Genomic DNA, 15,000 nt, shown 5'->3' with positions numbered 1-15,000 from the left:
CCACGCGTCCATCCTGGACCGTCGGCGTGCGGAAATGTCGTACCCGGGGGCGACCATCCATCCATGGCTGTCCCCGCTCTCACCCCGCACACCGACCAGCCGCGCTCGGTGCCGCTTCGCGAGGCGCGCACCCGGCTCACCCAGCTCGTCGCGCTGGCCGAGTTGACCGACACCGTCACCGTCGTCACCCGCGACGGCGATCCCCGCCCGGTGGCCGCGATCGTCCCGGCGGCCGCCGCCCGCAGCGCCGCCCAGGCGCGCGCCGACGGGGACCGCCTCGCCGCCGTCACCGCCGGCTGGGCCCGGCGCCTCGACGAGGCGCACCGGCGCAGCGCCCACCGGCACGCCGCCGAGCTGCGCGCGGTCACCGCCGCCCTCGCCGAGGTCTGGGCCGAGCTCGACCGCCGGGTCACCCCGGGCAGCGACGCCGGTCTAGCCCGCCTCCGGGCCGCCCACGCCGACCTGCTGGCCGCCGACCCCGCCGCCTGACCCGCCCGGGGTCCGCGCCGCGTCCGGCGCCGCTCCCGTCCGCGCCGTCCCGGGCTCGCGCCACCCCCGGCCTCAGTGTCGGGCGGTTGCCTGGCCGGGATCGGGTGTGCCGCCGTCGACCGCGCCCCGACGCCGCCGCGGGCCGCGCTCGCGCGGGCCGCCGGCCCTGGGGCCGCAGGGCGTCAGCCGGCGGGGTACGCGTGGGTCTGCGCCGCCTTCACCGCGGCCCAGACCGGCTGGCCGGGGGCCAGTCGCAGCTGCGCGGCGGCGGCCGGCGTGACGTCCGCCGACACCCCGATCGGCCCGTCGAGCTGCACCCGCAGGTCGTCGCCGTGCCGCTGCACGCCAGCCACCGTCGCCGCCCAGGTGTTGCGCGGGCTGCCCTCGGGGCGCGACGGGTGCAGGGCCACCGCCGAGGGCCGGAAGGCGACGAAGACCTCCCCGTCGAGCCGGTCGGCGACGGTGAGGGTCAGCCCGTCGGCGACCCGGACCCGGTGCCCGTCGGCGTGGCCCCGGTGCAGGTTCAGCCCGACGAGCCGGGCCACGTAGTCGGTGCGTGGCCGCGCCGTCACGGTCGCGGCGTCCCCCTCCTGCACCACCCGGCCCTCCTCGACGACCACGAGCCGGTCGGCCAGCACCAACGCGTCCAGCGGATCGTGGGTGACCAGCAGGGTGGCCCCCGGGTGCGCGGCGAGGTGCCGGTGCAGCTCGGCCCGGGTGTCCAGGCGGGTGCGCGCGTCGAGCGCGGCGAGCGGCTCGTCCAACAGCAGCAGCGCCGGCTCGACGGCCAGCGCGCGGGCCAGCGCGACCCGCTGAGCCTGCCCGCCGGAGAGCTGCCGGGGCCGGCGGTGGGCGTGCTCGGCCAGGCCGACCCGGTCCAGCCAGTCGTGGGCGGTTTGCCGGGCGGTCCGCCGGTCGGCGCCGTGCCGCCGGGGCCCGAAGGCCACGTTCTCCAGCGCGCTCAGGTGCGGGAAGAGCAGGTAGTCCTGGAAGACCACGCCGATCGGCCGGCGCTCGGTCGGCGTCCAGGCGCGGCGCTGCGGCCGGTCCAGGTCGACGCCGTCGAGGGTGAGGTGCCCGCCGGTCAGCGGGAGCAGGCCGGCGAGCGCGCGCAGCGCGGTGGTCTTGCCCGCCCCGTTGGGGCCGAGCAGCGCGACCACCTCGCCGGCGGCGACCCGCAGCGCGACGTCGAGGCGGAAGCCGTCCCGCTCCACCACGAGGTGCGCGTCGAGCAGGGGCGCGCTCACGGGCTGGTGATCCAGCGGTCGCGCAGCCCGGCGAGGATGGCCACCGAGACGGTGAGCAGCACGAGGCTGAGCACCACGGCGGCCTGCACGTCCGTCTCCAGCGCCAGGTAGACCGCCAGCGGCATGGTCTGCGTACGCCCCGGATAGTTGCCGGCGAAGGTGATGGTGGCGCCGAACTCGCCGAGCGCCCGGGCCCAGCACAGCACCGCACCGGCCGCCAGACCGGGAGCCACCAGGGGCAGGGTGACGTGGGTGAACGTCGTCCAGCGGCCGGCGCCGAGGGTCGCCGCCGCCTCCTCGTACCGGCCGTCGGCGCCGCGCAGCGCCCCCTCCACGGCGATCACCAGGAACGGCATCGCCACGAACGCCTCCGCCAGCACCACCCCGGCGGTGGTGAACGGCAGGGTGATCCCGAAGGTCGCGTCGAGCCAGCCGCCGAGCAGGCCGCGCCGGCCGAAGACCAGCAGCAGCGCCACCCCGCCGACGACGGGCGGCAGCACCAGCGGCACGGTGACGAGGGCGCGCACCAGGCGTCGGCCGGGAAACTCGACGCGGGCCAGCAGCCAGGCCAGCGGCACCCCGAGCAGCAGGCAGAGCAGCGTGGCCAGCGTGGCGGTCAGCAGGGACAGCCGCAGCGCGGTGAGCACGCCCGGCGCGGCGAGCCGCTGCGGCAGGTCGGCCCACGGCGTACGGGCCACCAGCCCGACCAGCGGCAGGACGAGGAAGACCAGGCCCAGCACGGCCGGCAGCAGCAGCGCGACGGGCACCCCGGCGCCCCGCCGGCGCAGGCGCCCGCCGTGGGTACGCGTCACGGCGCCCGGAACCCGGCCCCGGTGAGCACCGCGCGCCCCCGCTCCGAGCGGACGTACGCGACGAAGGCCCGCGCGCCGTCGGGGTTGGGCGCGTCCCGCAGCGCGACGATCGGGTAGTCGTTGACGGCGCGGGCGGACTCGCCGAACTCGACTGCCGTCACGTCGGCCGCGGCGGCCAGGGCGTCCGTGCGGTAGACGAGGGCCGCGTCGACCTCGCCGAGCCGCACCTTCGACAGCGCGCCCCGCACGTCCTGCTCCAGGGTGACCGGGGTGAGCGCGACCGAGGCGGCGTCGAGCGCCGTCCGCGCCGCCGCCCCGCAGGGCACCTGCTCCGCGCAGAGCGCCACCTTCACGCCCGGCCGGGCCAGGTCGGCCAGCCCGGCGACGCCCCGCGGGTTGCCCTTCGGCACGGCGACGACGAGCTGGTTGCGGACGAAGACCACCGGGTCGCCGTCGGCGTTGCCGGCCTCGGCGACGGTGGCCATGTTGCGCGTCGCCGCCGAGGCGAACACGTCGGCCGGGGCGCCCTGGTTGATCTGGGCGGCCAGCGCGGCGCTGCCGGCGAAGTTGAGGACCACGGTCGTGCCCGGGTGGGCCGCCTCGAAGTCTTGGCCGATCCGGGTGAACGACTCGGTCAGCGAGGCCGCGGCGAACACGGTCACCGTGCCGTCCGTCGGCCCGCCACCGGCGGCGGTGCCCGCGCCGCACCCGGCCAGGGCCACCAGGGCGGTGATCGCCACCGCCGCGACCGTCCGCGCCCGCCCCGCCGCTCTCACGACCCCTGCCTCCCCCGGGAGGCCCCGGACGGGGAGGCGCGTTCCACCACCACCGTGGTCGACTTGATCACCGCGACGGCCAGCGAACCGACGCGCAGGTCCAGCTCGTCAACCGCCTCCCGGCTCATCAGCGAGACGATCCGGAACGGCCCGGCCTGGATGTCGACCTGCGCCATCACGGTGTCCTTGACGACGTTGACCACGATGCCGCGCAGCCGGTTGCGGGCCGAGGAGGCGTCCGACCGGTCGTCGGGCTCGGCGGCCTGCCCCCGGGCGAACGCGGCCAGCTCGACCCCGTCGATGACCCGGTGCCCGTGCTCGTCTCGGCCGGCCGCGAGCCGCCCGGCGTCGACCCACCTGCGCACGGTGTCGGCGCTGACGCCGAGCAGCTCGGCGGCCTCCCCGATGCGGAACGTCGTCACCGGCCCAGCCTAGCGCCCGGCAGATGCGAGGATGAGAGCGGGTTGTCCATCGCGGATGCTACCTGGAAAAGCCTATGTTCCTCGTGTTCGCGCCATACACCGCCGCGACACGACCGGCCGTCCGGATGCTGTCGTGACCTGGCGGCGTGGACCACAATGGAGGGCTCGGGCGGGGGACGGCGACCGGGAGGGCCGAGTTGGGTCAGGACGACGAGGGCAGCGGCAACCCACCGGCGCCGGAATCCGTGGCGGCCTCCACCGCCCGCCGGTCGAGGGCCCGGCAGGTGCGCCTGGCGGCCCTGCTGCTCCTGCTGGTGGTGATCGTGGCGGCCACGGTGCGGGTGATCGTGGCGACCGGCCCGCCCACCTGGGACGAGCTGCGTGAGCGGGCGGGGCTGACCAACCGGGACAGGCTGGTCATCGGGGTCAAGGACGACCAGCCGGGTGTGGCGCAGAAGCTGGAGAACGGCGCGTTCGAGGGCTTCGACATCGAGATCGCGTACATGATCGCCGAGGACCTGGGGTTCGACGCGCCGGAGGTGACGCTGCTGGCGATCGAGAGCGAGGACCGGGCCCGCCGGCAGGCGCGCGACGCCGGCGGCAGCTTCGTCACCGTCGACCTGGTGGTCGCCTCCTACAGCATCACCGAGCAGCGCCAGGGGCAGGGCGTGGTCTTCTCCTTCCCCTACCTGGAGACGGAGCAGTCGGTGGTGACGCTCGCGTCCGACAGCCGCAAGGTCGCCAGCCTGCGCGACCTCGACCGGGCGAAGGTCTGCACGCTGGGCACGTCCACCTCGGAGCGGCGCCTGCGGGACGCGGGCGCGAGCCCGATCGGCCGCAACCGGATCAGCGAGTGCATCCAGGCGCTCTACGACGGTGATGTCGACGCGGTCACCACCGACGCGGCGATCCTGGCCGGCTTCGTGGGCCCCCGCCCCCCGGGCGAGCTGCCGCCGGCGGTGAAGCTGCAAGGGCGCCAGGAGTTGCAGCACTGGGACATCGGCGAGGAGGCGGCGGAGAAGTGGGGCGTGAACACCGGCCCCAATCCGGCGATGCGGGACCTGGTCAACCTCTCCCTGCAGCAGTCGGCGGAGGGGCCCGACGGCTACCGGTGGAAGGCGGCGTTCGACCGCTACCTGGCCTCGGAGCAGCAGTACAGCAACCTGCAGCAGGTGGCGGTCGGCCGGCAGCCGGAGCCCGAGGAGAAGGTGGAGGTGCGGCAGTGGCCGTGGGAGAGATGGGCCCTGCCGTCTCCGAGCCGGCCGCGATCGGGCGCGCCGACCGTCGCCCGGGCACCAAGCAGGCGCAACAGGCGCAGCAGTGGCTGCTGACGCTGCTGCCCGCGTTCCCGGTGCTCCTGCTGGTGCTGCGGCTCTGGCGGCTCAGCCGGCAGGACATGCCGACGATGTTGCTGCTGGTGCAGTACGTCAGCCCGCTCGGGCTGCTCAGCGCCCTGCTGATCGCGCTGGTGTGGGCGTTCCCGCTGGTGGTGCTGGTGCTGACCGTCCTCGGCCGGCTGCTCCAGGTCAGCGCGCCTGACCGCTTCGACCCGGATCGCTCGCTGCTCGCCTACGGCACCGTGCGTACCCCCGGTTGGGTGCTGGTGGCGGCGATCGCCCTGGCGGCGCTCACCTGGCAGCTGCGTTTCCTGCCGCTGCTGATGATGCTCGCCCTCTGGCTGCTGGCGCTGCGGACCCGGCTCCGGTACCCGGACCGGCCCCGCCTGCTGCTGGTCACCACCCTGGTGCTGCCGGTCGTGGCGGCGACCGCGAGCTACGCCTGGCTGGCGCCCGCCGTGCCGGCCGCGATCGGCGACGGCGAACTGGCCACGGCCCTGCTGCTGGTCCTGCCCCCGCTGGGAGCCGTGGTGCTCACCGGCCCGGTGCCGCGCCCGGTCGCCCCGGCGCTGACCCACAGCCTCGCCTACGCGGTGGCGGCGGTGGTGCCGCTGGTGACGGGGGTGGTCTTCCTGCGGGTGCCGCTGCTGCCCGCGGTCGCCGTCGAGGTCGGGCCGGAGGCGGGCCCCGTGCGGGAGGTGGTACGCGGCCAGGCGGTCACGGTGACCGACCGGATGACGATCGTGCTCGACGGGCGGGGCGAGGTGCGCTTCCTGCCCAACGACCAGGTACGCGGGCAGCTCCTCTGCCCCGACCCGGGACGGATCCCGGTCACCCGCGTGGACGTCTACGGCTGGCACGTGGAGGAGACGGCGTTGGACTGGATGATCCCCCGGCAACCGGTGGGGCGGGCGGACCCGCGCTGCCTCGGCCGGGTGCCCGCCGGGGACCCCGCCGAACCGGCCGCGCCCCCCTCGCCCGGGCCCGCCGGGTCGTCCGCGCCGCCGTCCTCCGGCCCCCGCTGACGGCCGGCGTGTGGGGGAGGCGACGGAGGCGGGCGACACCGGCGTGCGGGCGAGGCGAGGGGAGCGGTCAGCCCCGTCGCGCGGTGCGGCCCTTGAGGTGGCGGCCCAGCTCCCGGGCGATCTCCCGCTCGGCGTCGCGCTCGGCGAGCGCCTGCCGCTTGTCGTACGACTTCCTGCCCTTGGCCAGGGCCAGCTCGACCTTCGCCCAGCCGCCCGAGAAGTACATCGACAGGGGCACCAGCGTCAGGCCGCCCTCGCGGGTCCGCTCCAGGATCCGGGCGATCTCCACCCGACGCAGCAGCAGCTTGCGGGTGCGCCGGGGCGCGTGGTTGGTCCAGCTGCCGAAGCCGTACTCGGCGATGTGCAGCCCGTAGAGCATCAGCTCGCCGTCGCGCTCCTGGGCGAAGGCGTCGACCAGCGACGCCCGACCCTCGCGCAGCGACTTGACCTCGGTGCCGGCCAGCACGATGCCCGCCTCGTAGGTCTTCAGGACCGTGTAGTCGTGCCGCGCCTTCTTGTTGGAGGCGATCAGCCTGCGCTCGTTCTGCCGGGCCGCGTTCACCCGGCCGAGGATATCGGCTGCCGGCCGGGACTGGCCGGCCCGGCGCCGGTGCGGCGGCCGGGTCCGGCCGAATCCGATGGCGCCGCCGGTGCCCGGCGGGGGAGACTCCGCCAATGGATCACCGGGCGATGGTGCGGCTCAGCAAGCGGATGTCCCTGGCGTTGCGGCACGAGCCCGCCCGGTTCGGCCTCGCGCCCGACCGGGCCGGCTGGGTGCCGGTCGACGACCTGCTCGCCGCGCTCGGGATCGACCGCGCCGACCTGGACGCCGTGGTGGCCGGCAACGACAAGCAGCGCTTCGCCGTGGAACGCGGTGCCGACGGCGTCGAGCGGATCCGGGCCAACCAGGGGCACTCCATCCCGGTCGACCTGGAGCTGAAGCCCAGCCCGCCGCCGGCGCGGCTCTACCACGGCACCAGCCGCGTCGCGCTCGACTCGATCCGGGCCACCGGCCTGCACCGGGCCGGGCGGCACCACGTCCACCTGTCGCCGGACCTGGCGACCGCCCGGCGGGTCGGTGCCCGCCGGGCGGGCGAGCTGGTGGTGCTGACCGTGGACGCGGCGGCGATGGCCCGCGACGGGCACGCCTTCTATCGCAGCGCCAACGGCGTCTGGCTCACCGACGCGGTGCCCGCCCGGTACCTGGCCGACTGAGCCGTCCGGCTCAGCCCGCGCGCCGGGCGAGGAACTCGGCGAGCACCCGGGTGTGGGTGGAGAAGGCCAGCTCCGTCGGCTCGGTGAGCACCAGCCACTCGGTGGCCTCCTCGGTCGGCGCCGAAGGCGGCAGCGCCTCGGCCCGCCGCTCGGGCAGCTCGCCGAAGACCATGATCGTGCCGCCGGCCGGGGCGCCGTGCACCGCGAGGAGCCGGGCGTCGGCGGCGTCGGCGCGCAGGCCGGTCTCCTCCCACAGCTCCCGGACCAGCGCCTCCTGCCACTCCTCGCCGTACTCGATGAAGCCACCCGGCAGCGCGAGCTGGCCGCGGGCGGGCTCGATGTCGCGGCGGACGACCACCACCCCGAGGCCCCGGGCCGTGCGGACCGGCAGCACCGCCACCGCGACGGGCAGCGGGTTGCGCCAGACCGTCGCGCCGCAGGCCGCGCAGGCCCGCGGCCAACCGGCCCCCGCCGGATAGGCGGCGCCGCAGAAGGAGCAGTGGGAGTACGCCACGGCGGTCATGCCGCAGCACGTTACCCGGCCCACCGGGGGCCGCCGCGAGCCGCCGCCCGGGGCGTGCGGCGGCGGCTCCCGGCGGTCACGGTCGGCCCGCGCGAAGTGCGTCCCGGGCCGCCATGAGGGCGAAGCCGAGCAGGTTCGCACCCTGCCAGCGCGCCGGATCGTCCGCGCGCGGGTCGTCGGCGGCCAGGCCGATGCCCCAGACGCGGTCGAGCGGGCTGGCCTCCACGAGCACCCGTTCGCCGGTGCCGAGCAGGTACGCCCGCAGGTCGTCGTGCTGGTCGAACTTCGCGACGCTGCCCGCCACCACGATGTCGAAGCGCCGGGCCTCCCAGGTCGCCTGGTCGAACCCCCGCACCTCGCGGCCGAGCGACTTGGCGCGTTGGGGGTGCCCGGCCGCCAGGATCCGCTCGGCGACCGCCGCGTCGCCGAACAGCATCGCCTTGTGCCACATCATCCAGTGCTCGGCGGTGGCGTACGTCCGCTCGCCGTCGGTGAACGGGGCCGGCCACCACTGGCTCAGGCAGCCGGGCCCGACGCTGCCGTCACGCTGCGGTCGGTGACCCCAGAAGTGCAGGTAGCGGATCTTCTCGCCGGCGTTGACGGCGGCGACGAGCTCGGTGACGGATCGCGGCGACATGGCGGCGAGTCTGCCCGAGGGGTCCGACGGAACGCGCGCGCTTTTCGGCCGGCCGCCGGCACGGGCAGTCGGTGCCGCCGCGCCGGGCGGTCGGGTGCGCGGGGGCGGCCGGTGCCGCCGCGCCGGGCGGGGCGATCAGGCCGGCGGCGCCCCGGTGTAGAAGGCCGTGGTGCGCTCCGCGGCGCCCCGGGCGGCCTCGGCGTCGGTGCCGCCGGCGACGCTCGCCTCGCCCCACCGCTCGCTGCTCGCCGTCACGAACTGCCGGCCCTGCTCCGACACCGACCAGGCCTCGCCCTCCTCCGGCGTGACCCCGCTGCCGTCGGCGGCCAGGTACGACGCCAGGCCGAGCAGCGCCAGGTCCCAGCCGACCCCGACCGCGCCCGGGCCGAACTGGTCCCAGCGCTCCTGGTCGACGTGCGCGACGTGCTCCAGCTCGAACCGGGTCCGGTCGTCCCCGACCGGCGTCAGCCGTACCTCGATCCAGCTCACCTCGCCGCCGAACTCCCAGGTGGCGGCGAAGCCCTTCGGCGGGTCGCAGCGCTCGATCGTGCCGCCGGCGTTGCCCTCCAGCTGGTAGCGGCCGTCCAGCCGCAGGTCACCGGAGATCGGCATGAACCAGCGGGGGATCCGTTCCGCGTTGGTGCAGGCGTCCCAGAGGTCCTCCAGCGACGCGTCGTACGTCTGGCTGATGGTCATCACCCGGGCCTCGCCGGCCTCCAGCACCCGCCGGCCGAGCTGGCGGCGTACGGCGTTGATCTGCTCGGTCGCGTCGATCATCGGTCTCTCCCGTGGTCGGTCGTGTCGTCTGTCGGCGGCTGCTCGCGCAGCCGCCGTTCGCGCTTGCCTCGGGCCAGCTCGGTGGCGAGGGCGTGCAGGGGCGGCGTCCAGAACCGGCGGAAGTTGTCGAGCCACCGGTCAACCTCCCGCAGCGGCCGGGGATCGACGGCGTAGAGACGCCGGGTCCCCTCCGCCCGCACGGTGGCGAAGCCGTTGTCCCGCAGCACCTTGAGGTGCTGGGAGACGGCCGGCTGGGAGATCCCGAACTCCCGCCGGATCACGTCGCACAGCCCGCCGGCGGTCGTCTCGCCGTCGGTGAGCAGTTCCAGGATGCGGCGCCGCACCGGGTCACCGAGTACGTCGAAGGCGTGCACGCAACCCTTTATATCAGCCCTCCCTTATTTAAGCGATCCATGATGGGTCGGTGTGTCGCCGACGCCCTCGCGTAAGCGTCGGGGATACGACTCTCCACGGGTCGGTGCGAAGATCCGCCCGACGCTACCCTGGCATCGACGGACTTATACTTTCCGTACGATCGTGGAACCCGTGAGCGGAGGCGGGCGTGCCACTCTTCTTCCTGAGCTACGCCCATGAGGACAACCGCAACGGCCAGGTGCAGGAGTTCTTCGGCGATCTCAGCGAGGCGGTGGCCCGGCTGGCCGGCGTGGGCTGGGACCAGGCGGGATTCGTCGACGGGCAGCTGCCGCTCGGCGCGACCTGGTCGCAGGAGCTCGCCGACGCCCTCGCCACCAGCTCCTGCCTGGTGGCGCTGACCTCCCCCCGCTACGTGGTCAGTGACTACTGCGGGCGCGAGTTCCGGGTCTTCGCCGACCGGGTCGACGCGCACGAGCGGGAGTTCCGTCGCCGTCCCCCCGCCGTGCTGCCGATCCGCTGGATCCCCTGCGACCGGGTGCCCGAGGCGCTGACCGGCTTCCAGCACAAGAACTTCCCGGCCGGCGCCGTGTACGCCCAGGACGGCCTGCTCACCCTCAAGCAGCGCCGCCGGCACCACGACGAATACCAGGACTTCGTCGACGCGCTGGCCAAGCACATCGTGCAGACCGACCGCGACCACCGCCTGCTCCGGCCCGCCCGACGGCCGGTGCTCGCCCAGGTCACCAGCGCCTTCGAGACCACCCGCCGGCGGCCGGCACCCGGCTCGTCCGCCGCCCGGTCGCCCCGCTCGACAAGCGCCCGGCACGTCTGGTTCGTCCTGGCCGCCGGCAGCGCGGCGGAGCTGGCCGGCACCCGCAGCGGGGCGGAGGAGCGCTACGGCGCGCTGGCCCGGGACTGGCGGCCGTACCGCCCCGAGCTGGAGGCGCCGATCGGCAGCTACGCCGGGGCGGTCGCGACCACCAAGAGCTACGGCTGGACGGTCGAGGACGCCGTCGACCTCGCCGAGGTGCGGGAGTGGGCCCGGGCGCACAACCAGATCGTCGTGCTCGTGGTGGACGTCTGGTCGGCCGGCCTGCCGCGCTACGAGCTGAGCCTCGTCGGCTACGACCGCGACCCCGACAGCACCACCCCGGTGCTGGTGCCCTGGACGGCCGCCGACGACGCGGCGGCCGACGGCAACCAGCGGCTGTGGGAGACCCTGGCGCGCGTGCTGTCGCACCACGTGGTGCGCAACGATCCCGCGATGTGGCGACCGGAGATCGCCACCGCCGGCCGCTTCCACGCCGAGCTGGAGGACGCGCTGGTCGTGGCCCAGAGCCGCATCTACCGTACGGGCACGGTCTACCAGGAGCCGCCGTCGGACGGCCCGGTGCACCGCCCGATCCTCGAAGGTCCCTGATGGAGGCGGTCAGCCGATGGCGGTGAACGACGCGGCACGCGGGCAGATCGTCACGTTCTACTCGTACAAGGGCGGCACGGGACGCACGATGGCGCTGGCCAACGTGGCCTGGATCCTGGCCAGCCAGGGGCTCCAGGTGCTCGTGGTGGACTGGGACCTGGAGTCGCCCGGCCTGCACCGCTACTTCCATCCGTTCCTGCGCGACTCCGAGCTGCGCGCCACCCCCGGGGTCATCGAGATGATCTGGGATTACTCGATGGCCACGATGCAGCGCAACCCCGGCGACGACCCGCAGGAACTGCTCGCCGGGCACGCCAAGATCCAGCGGCGGGCGGTCTCGCTGAACTGGGAGTTCCCGCACGGCGGCGTGATCGATTTCGTGGCGGCCGGCCAGCAGGACTCGGCGTACTCGCGGTTGGTGAGCACCTTCGACTGGTCGAACTTCTACGAACGCCAGGGCGGGGCGGCCTTCTTCGACGCGGTCCGCGCGCAGATGCGCGCCGAGTACGACATCGTGTTGATCGACAGCCGTACGGGCCTGAGCGACGTCGCCGGCATCTGCACCGTGCAACTGCCCGACACCGTCGTCAACTGCTTCACCATGTCGACGCAGAGCATCCGGGGCGCGTCGGCCGTGGCCCGCTCGATCCGCGCCCAGCGCCCGGACGACCCGCCGCTGCTGGTGCCCGTGCCGACCCGGGTGGAGGACGCCGAGCTGCGCAAGCTGGAGACCGGCCGGGACCTGGTCCGGGCCGAGTTCGCGTCGTTCCTCGACCACCTCTCCGACGCCGCGCGGGCCCGCTACTGGAACACCATCGAGGTGCCCTACCGCGCGTTCTACGCCTACGAGGAGATCCTCGCCGCGTTCGGCGACCGTCCGGAGCAGGCGGGCACCCTGCTGGCGGCGTACGAGCAGCTCGCGTCGGTGGTGACCGGCGGCCGGGTCACCCGGCTGGAGCCGATGCCGGAGGAGGAACGGCGCCGCTCGCTGACCGCGTTCGAGCGGTCCCGGCTCACCGCCGAGCAGACCGTGCTGGTCGGCTACGCCTCGGTGGACCGGCTCTGGGCGGAGTGGATCAGCGACCAGCTCGAGGAGGCCGGGCTGCGGGTGGACCGGCGCGCGGTCGACGTGCCGGTGCGCGCGGGTGGCCGCACCGAGTTCGACCGGGCGCTCGCCGCCGCCAGCCGGGTGCTGGTCGTGCTGACCCGGCACTTCGCGGCCACGCCGCTGGCGGGGGAGGCGTGGAAGGCCGCCGCCAGCCGGGACCAGGTCGCCGGCACCGGCGTGCTCGTGCCGCTGCGGGTAGACGAGTCCCGGCTCGCCCTGCCCTACACCGACCGCACCCCGGTCGACCTCAGCGACGTCGACGCCGGCACCGCCCGGACCCTGCTGCTCGAGGAGGTGGGCGCACCCGCGCACGCGGTGACCGGGCGGGCGGTCGGCCGGTTCCCCGGATCGTTCCCGGCGGTGTGGAACGTGCGCCAGCACGGCACCACCTTCGTCGGCCGGGCGGCGCAGCTGGAGGCGCTGCGCGACCGGCTGACCGCCTCGCCCGCCTCCGGCGTGCAGGTGGTCCACGGTCTCGGCGGGGTCGGCAAGACCCAGCTCGCCGCCGAGTACGCGCTCCGCTTCGCCCGCGACTACGACGTGGTCTGGTGGATCCCCGCCGACAGCGAGGAACGGATCCGGGGCGGGCTGGCCGACCTCGCCGAGGCGATGGGGCTCGGCGCCGGCGGTGGTGGCGAGGCGGTCCGGCGGGTGCTCGACGCGCTGCGCCGGGGCGGCCCCGGCCGGCGCTGGCTGATCGTCATGGACAACGCCGACGAGCCGTCGCGGGCCACCCGGGCGCTGCTGCCGCAGGGCCCCGGGCACGTCCTGCTCACCACGCGCGACCAGACCTGGAGCGAGTACGCGGGCGCCACCGAGCTGACCGTCTTCGACCGGACGGAGAGCGTCCAGCTGCTGCGCGACCGCGTCCGCGGCCTCACCGAGGAGGAGGCGACCCAGGTCGCGGAGAAGCTCGGCGACCTGCCGCTGGCGGTGGAGCAGGGCGCCGCCTACCTGCGGGCCACGGCGCTGCCGGTGCAGCAGTACCTCGCCTCGCTGGACACCCCCGGCCTGCTGCGCATCCTGGAGGGCCGGCAGTCGGCCGGATACTCCAAGACGCTCGCCGCGACCTGGCTGGTGACGCTGCGGCAGTTGCGGCAGGAGAAGCCCGCCGCCGCGCGCCTGCTGGAGCTGTGCTCGTACTACGCGCCGGAGCCGATCCCGGTCGCGATGCTCACCGGCGAGCGGTTCGCCGTCTTCATGGCCCCGTTCGACCCCACCCTCACCGACCCGATCCTGCAGGGGCTGGTCACCGCCGAGCTGGGCCGCTACGGCCTCGCCCAGGTCGACGCGGAGAACAACACCGTGCGCATCCACCGGCTGGTGCAGCTCGTCATCAAGGACCAGCTCGACGACCCCGACGAGACCCGCCGCCAGGCCCAGTCGCTGCTCGCCGCCGCCAGCCCCCGCGATCCGGACAAGCCGGCCAACTGGCCGCGCTACGCCGAGCTGTGGCCACACGTACGTCCCTCGGCGCTGCACGAGTCGACGGCCGAGGAGGCCCGCCAGCTCGTCGCCGACACGGTGCGTTACCTCTACCGGCGCGGGGACTACGAGTCCGCGCGCTCGCTGGCCGAGGACGCGTTGGAGCGCTGGCGCGACACCGACGACGACGACCCCACCAACCTGCGGATGCGGTTCCACCTGGCCAACGTGCTGCGCGCGCAGAGCCTCTTCGACCGGGCCTTCGAGATCGACCAGGACGTCTACGACCGGCAGCGGCGGATCTTCGGTGAGCACCACCTCTACACCCTCATGACCGCCCGCAGCCTCGGGGCCGACCTGCGCGCCCAGGGCCGCTACCACGACGCCGAGCAGCGCGACCGGCGCACCCTGGAGCTGAGCGTCCGCAGCTTCGGCGAGGACAGCGGCCGTACGCTGACCGCCGAGAACAACCTCGCCGTCTCGCTGCGGCTCGTCGGCCACTTCCGCGAGGCGGCCCAGCTCGACCAGCACATCTACGAGCGGCGCCGGGAACGCTTCGGCGACGAGGACCCGTCCACCCTCGCCTCCGCCAGCAACTACGGCCGGGGGCTGCGCGACACCGGGGAGCTGTGGCGCTCGCACAGCGTCCTGCAACGCACCTCCGCCAACCAGCAGAAGATCATCGGCCCCGACCACCCGGAGACCCTGCGTACCGCCAAGGAGCTGGCGCTGACCCTGCGCCAGCTCGGCCGCTTCGCCGACGCGCACCGGGTGCTGGAGCGCACGGTGGTGCGCTACCAGCGCACCCTCGGCGGCGAGCACGCCGACACCCTCTCCTGCGAGATGGCGCTGGCGACCACCTGGTCGGCGGTGGGCGACAACCCGACCGCGCTGCGGATGGCGCGGCGGCTGCGCGACGCGTACACCGAGGTCCTCGGCGCCGACCACGCCATCACCCTGGCCTGCCTCAACAACCTCGGCGTGTTCCTACGCAAGGGTGGCGACCACCCCCAGGCGCTCGACCTCGCCCAGCGGGTCCGCGACCAGCTTCTCGCCAGCCTCGGCGAGCGGCACCCGCACACCCTGCTCGCCACGCTCAACCTCGCCAACGACCTGTACGCGCTCGGCGAGCGCGACGCCGCCCTGCTGCTGGACACCACCGCGTACGTCGAGCTGATCCGGGCCCTCGGCGCCGAGCATCCGGACAGCGTCTCGGCGGCGCTCAACCTCGCGGTCAGCAGGATCGCCACCGAGAGCGAGGCCGACGCCGGGCGCGCCCTCTACGACGACGCGTTCGGCCAGCTGGTGCAGCTGTTCGGCGGCGACAACCCGCGGGTGGTCCAGGCCCGCCAGCGCGACCGGTTCAACGGCTACATCGAGCCCGCCCTGCTCTGAGCGCCCGCCCTGCGCCG

General features: G+C 74.9%; 15 protein-coding genes. 6 read left to right on the top strand and 9 right to left on the bottom strand.

Annotated elements, in window-relative coordinates; translation table 11 throughout:
- Window positions 1–63: 63 nt before the first annotated feature.
- A complete protein-coding gene (locus AC0OO9_RS01705) occupies window positions 64–489 on the top strand; it encodes a type II toxin-antitoxin system Phd/YefM family antitoxin (RefSeq protein WP_484515004.1) in 426 nt (141 codons plus the stop codon).
- A 182-nt stretch (window positions 490–671) separates the two neighbouring features.
- Here AC0OO9_RS01705 and AC0OO9_RS01700 read toward each other — a convergent pair whose 3' ends face one another.
- The 4 genes from AC0OO9_RS01700 to AC0OO9_RS01685 are packed head-to-tail and all read right to left on the bottom strand — an operon-like array spanning window position 672 to window position 3,746.
- Window positions 672–1,736 (bottom strand): ABC transporter ATP-binding protein, encoded by a 1,065-nt coding sequence (locus AC0OO9_RS01700; protein WP_484515002.1) that lies wholly within the window; start codon window positions 1,734–1,736, stop codon window positions 672–674.
- Window positions 1,733–2,548: an ABC transporter permease gene (locus AC0OO9_RS01695; RefSeq protein ID WP_484515001.1), complete on the bottom strand. Its 816-nt coding sequence runs from the start codon at window positions 2,546–2,548 to the stop codon at window positions 1,733–1,735. Before AC0OO9_RS01695 ends, AC0OO9_RS01700 begins: the two co-directional genes overlap by 4 nt.
- On the bottom strand, window positions 2,545–3,324 hold the full coding sequence (modA, locus tag AC0OO9_RS01690; protein WP_484514999.1) for a molybdate ABC transporter substrate-binding protein: 780 nt from the start codon (window positions 3,322–3,324) through the stop codon (window positions 2,545–2,547). The genes AC0OO9_RS01695 and modA overlap by 4 nt, the downstream gene beginning before the upstream one ends.
- Window positions 3,321–3,746, bottom strand: coding sequence for a TOBE domain-containing protein (locus tag AC0OO9_RS01685; protein ID WP_132234886.1), 426 nt, complete (start codon window positions 3,744–3,746; stop codon window positions 3,321–3,323). The genes modA and AC0OO9_RS01685 overlap by 4 nt, the downstream gene beginning before the upstream one ends.
- Before the next feature lie 197 nt (window positions 3,747–3,943).
- Here AC0OO9_RS01685 and AC0OO9_RS01680 point away from each other — a divergent pair, with 197 nt between their 5' ends.
- A complete protein-coding gene (locus AC0OO9_RS01680) occupies window positions 3,944–5,077 on the top strand; it encodes a transporter substrate-binding domain-containing protein (RefSeq protein WP_484514997.1) in 1,134 nt (377 codons plus the stop codon).
- Window positions 4,969–6,108, top strand: a complete 1,140-nt coding sequence (locus tag AC0OO9_RS01675; RefSeq protein ID WP_484514996.1) for a hypothetical protein — start codon at window positions 4,969–4,971, stop codon at window positions 6,106–6,108. Before AC0OO9_RS01680 ends, AC0OO9_RS01675 begins: the two co-directional genes overlap by 109 nt.
- A gap of 67 nt (window positions 6,109–6,175) precedes the next feature.
- On the opposite strand, the gene smpB is transcribed toward AC0OO9_RS01675, so the two are convergent.
- Window positions 6,176–6,670, bottom strand: coding sequence for an SsrA-binding protein SmpB (gene smpB, locus AC0OO9_RS01670; RefSeq protein ID WP_357576355.1), 495 nt, complete (start codon window positions 6,668–6,670; stop codon window positions 6,176–6,178).
- Between the two features lie 113 nt (window positions 6,671–6,783).
- Here smpB and AC0OO9_RS01665 point away from each other — a divergent pair, with 113 nt between their 5' ends.
- Window positions 6,784–7,323: an RNA 2'-phosphotransferase gene (locus AC0OO9_RS01665; protein WP_484514994.1), complete on the top strand. Its 540-nt coding sequence runs from the start codon at window positions 6,784–6,786 to the stop codon at window positions 7,321–7,323.
- A gap of 10 nt (window positions 7,324–7,333) precedes the next feature.
- Here AC0OO9_RS01665 and AC0OO9_RS01660 read toward each other — a convergent pair whose 3' ends face one another.
- The 4 genes from AC0OO9_RS01660 to AC0OO9_RS01645 form a co-directional block, all read right to left on the bottom strand.
- Window positions 7,334–7,846, bottom strand: coding sequence for an NUDIX domain-containing protein (locus tag AC0OO9_RS01660; protein ID WP_357576353.1), 513 nt, complete (start codon window positions 7,844–7,846; stop codon window positions 7,334–7,336).
- A gap of 76 nt (window positions 7,847–7,922) precedes the next feature.
- Window positions 7,923–8,483, bottom strand: a complete 561-nt coding sequence (gene ybiA / locus AC0OO9_RS01655; protein WP_484514992.1) for a riboflavin biosynthesis intermediates N-glycosidase — start codon at window positions 8,481–8,483, stop codon at window positions 7,923–7,925.
- Between the two features lie 135 nt (window positions 8,484–8,618).
- Window positions 8,619–9,260: an SRPBCC family protein gene (locus AC0OO9_RS01650; protein ID WP_484514990.1), complete on the bottom strand. Its 642-nt coding sequence runs from the start codon at window positions 9,258–9,260 to the stop codon at window positions 8,619–8,621.
- Complete coding sequence (locus tag AC0OO9_RS01645; RefSeq protein WP_484514989.1) at window positions 9,257–9,634, bottom strand: ArsR/SmtB family transcription factor; 378 nt, start codon at window positions 9,632–9,634, stop codon at window positions 9,257–9,259. Before AC0OO9_RS01645 ends, AC0OO9_RS01650 begins: the two co-directional genes overlap by 4 nt.
- 188 nt (window positions 9,635–9,822) lie before the next feature.
- Here AC0OO9_RS01645 and AC0OO9_RS01640 point away from each other — a divergent pair, with 188 nt between their 5' ends.
- Together AC0OO9_RS01640 and fxsT are read left to right on the top strand one after the other, a co-directional pair.
- Window positions 9,823–11,055: a TIR-like protein FxsC gene (locus AC0OO9_RS01640; protein WP_484514987.1), complete on the top strand. Its 1,233-nt coding sequence runs from the start codon at window positions 9,823–9,825 to the stop codon at window positions 11,053–11,055.
- A 16-nt stretch (window positions 11,056–11,071) separates the two neighbouring features.
- A complete protein-coding gene (gene fxsT / locus AC0OO9_RS01635) occupies window positions 11,072–14,983 on the top strand; it encodes an FxSxx-COOH system tetratricopeptide repeat protein (RefSeq protein WP_484514985.1) in 3,912 nt (1,303 codons plus the stop codon).
- The last annotated feature ends 17 nt before the right edge of the window (window positions 14,984–15,000 follow it).

The organism is Micromonospora sp. USAFONa4, assembly GCF_057197825.1.
The sequence above is the reverse complement of the archived record's forward strand: the minus strand, read 5'-3'. Positions and strand labels throughout refer to the sequence as shown.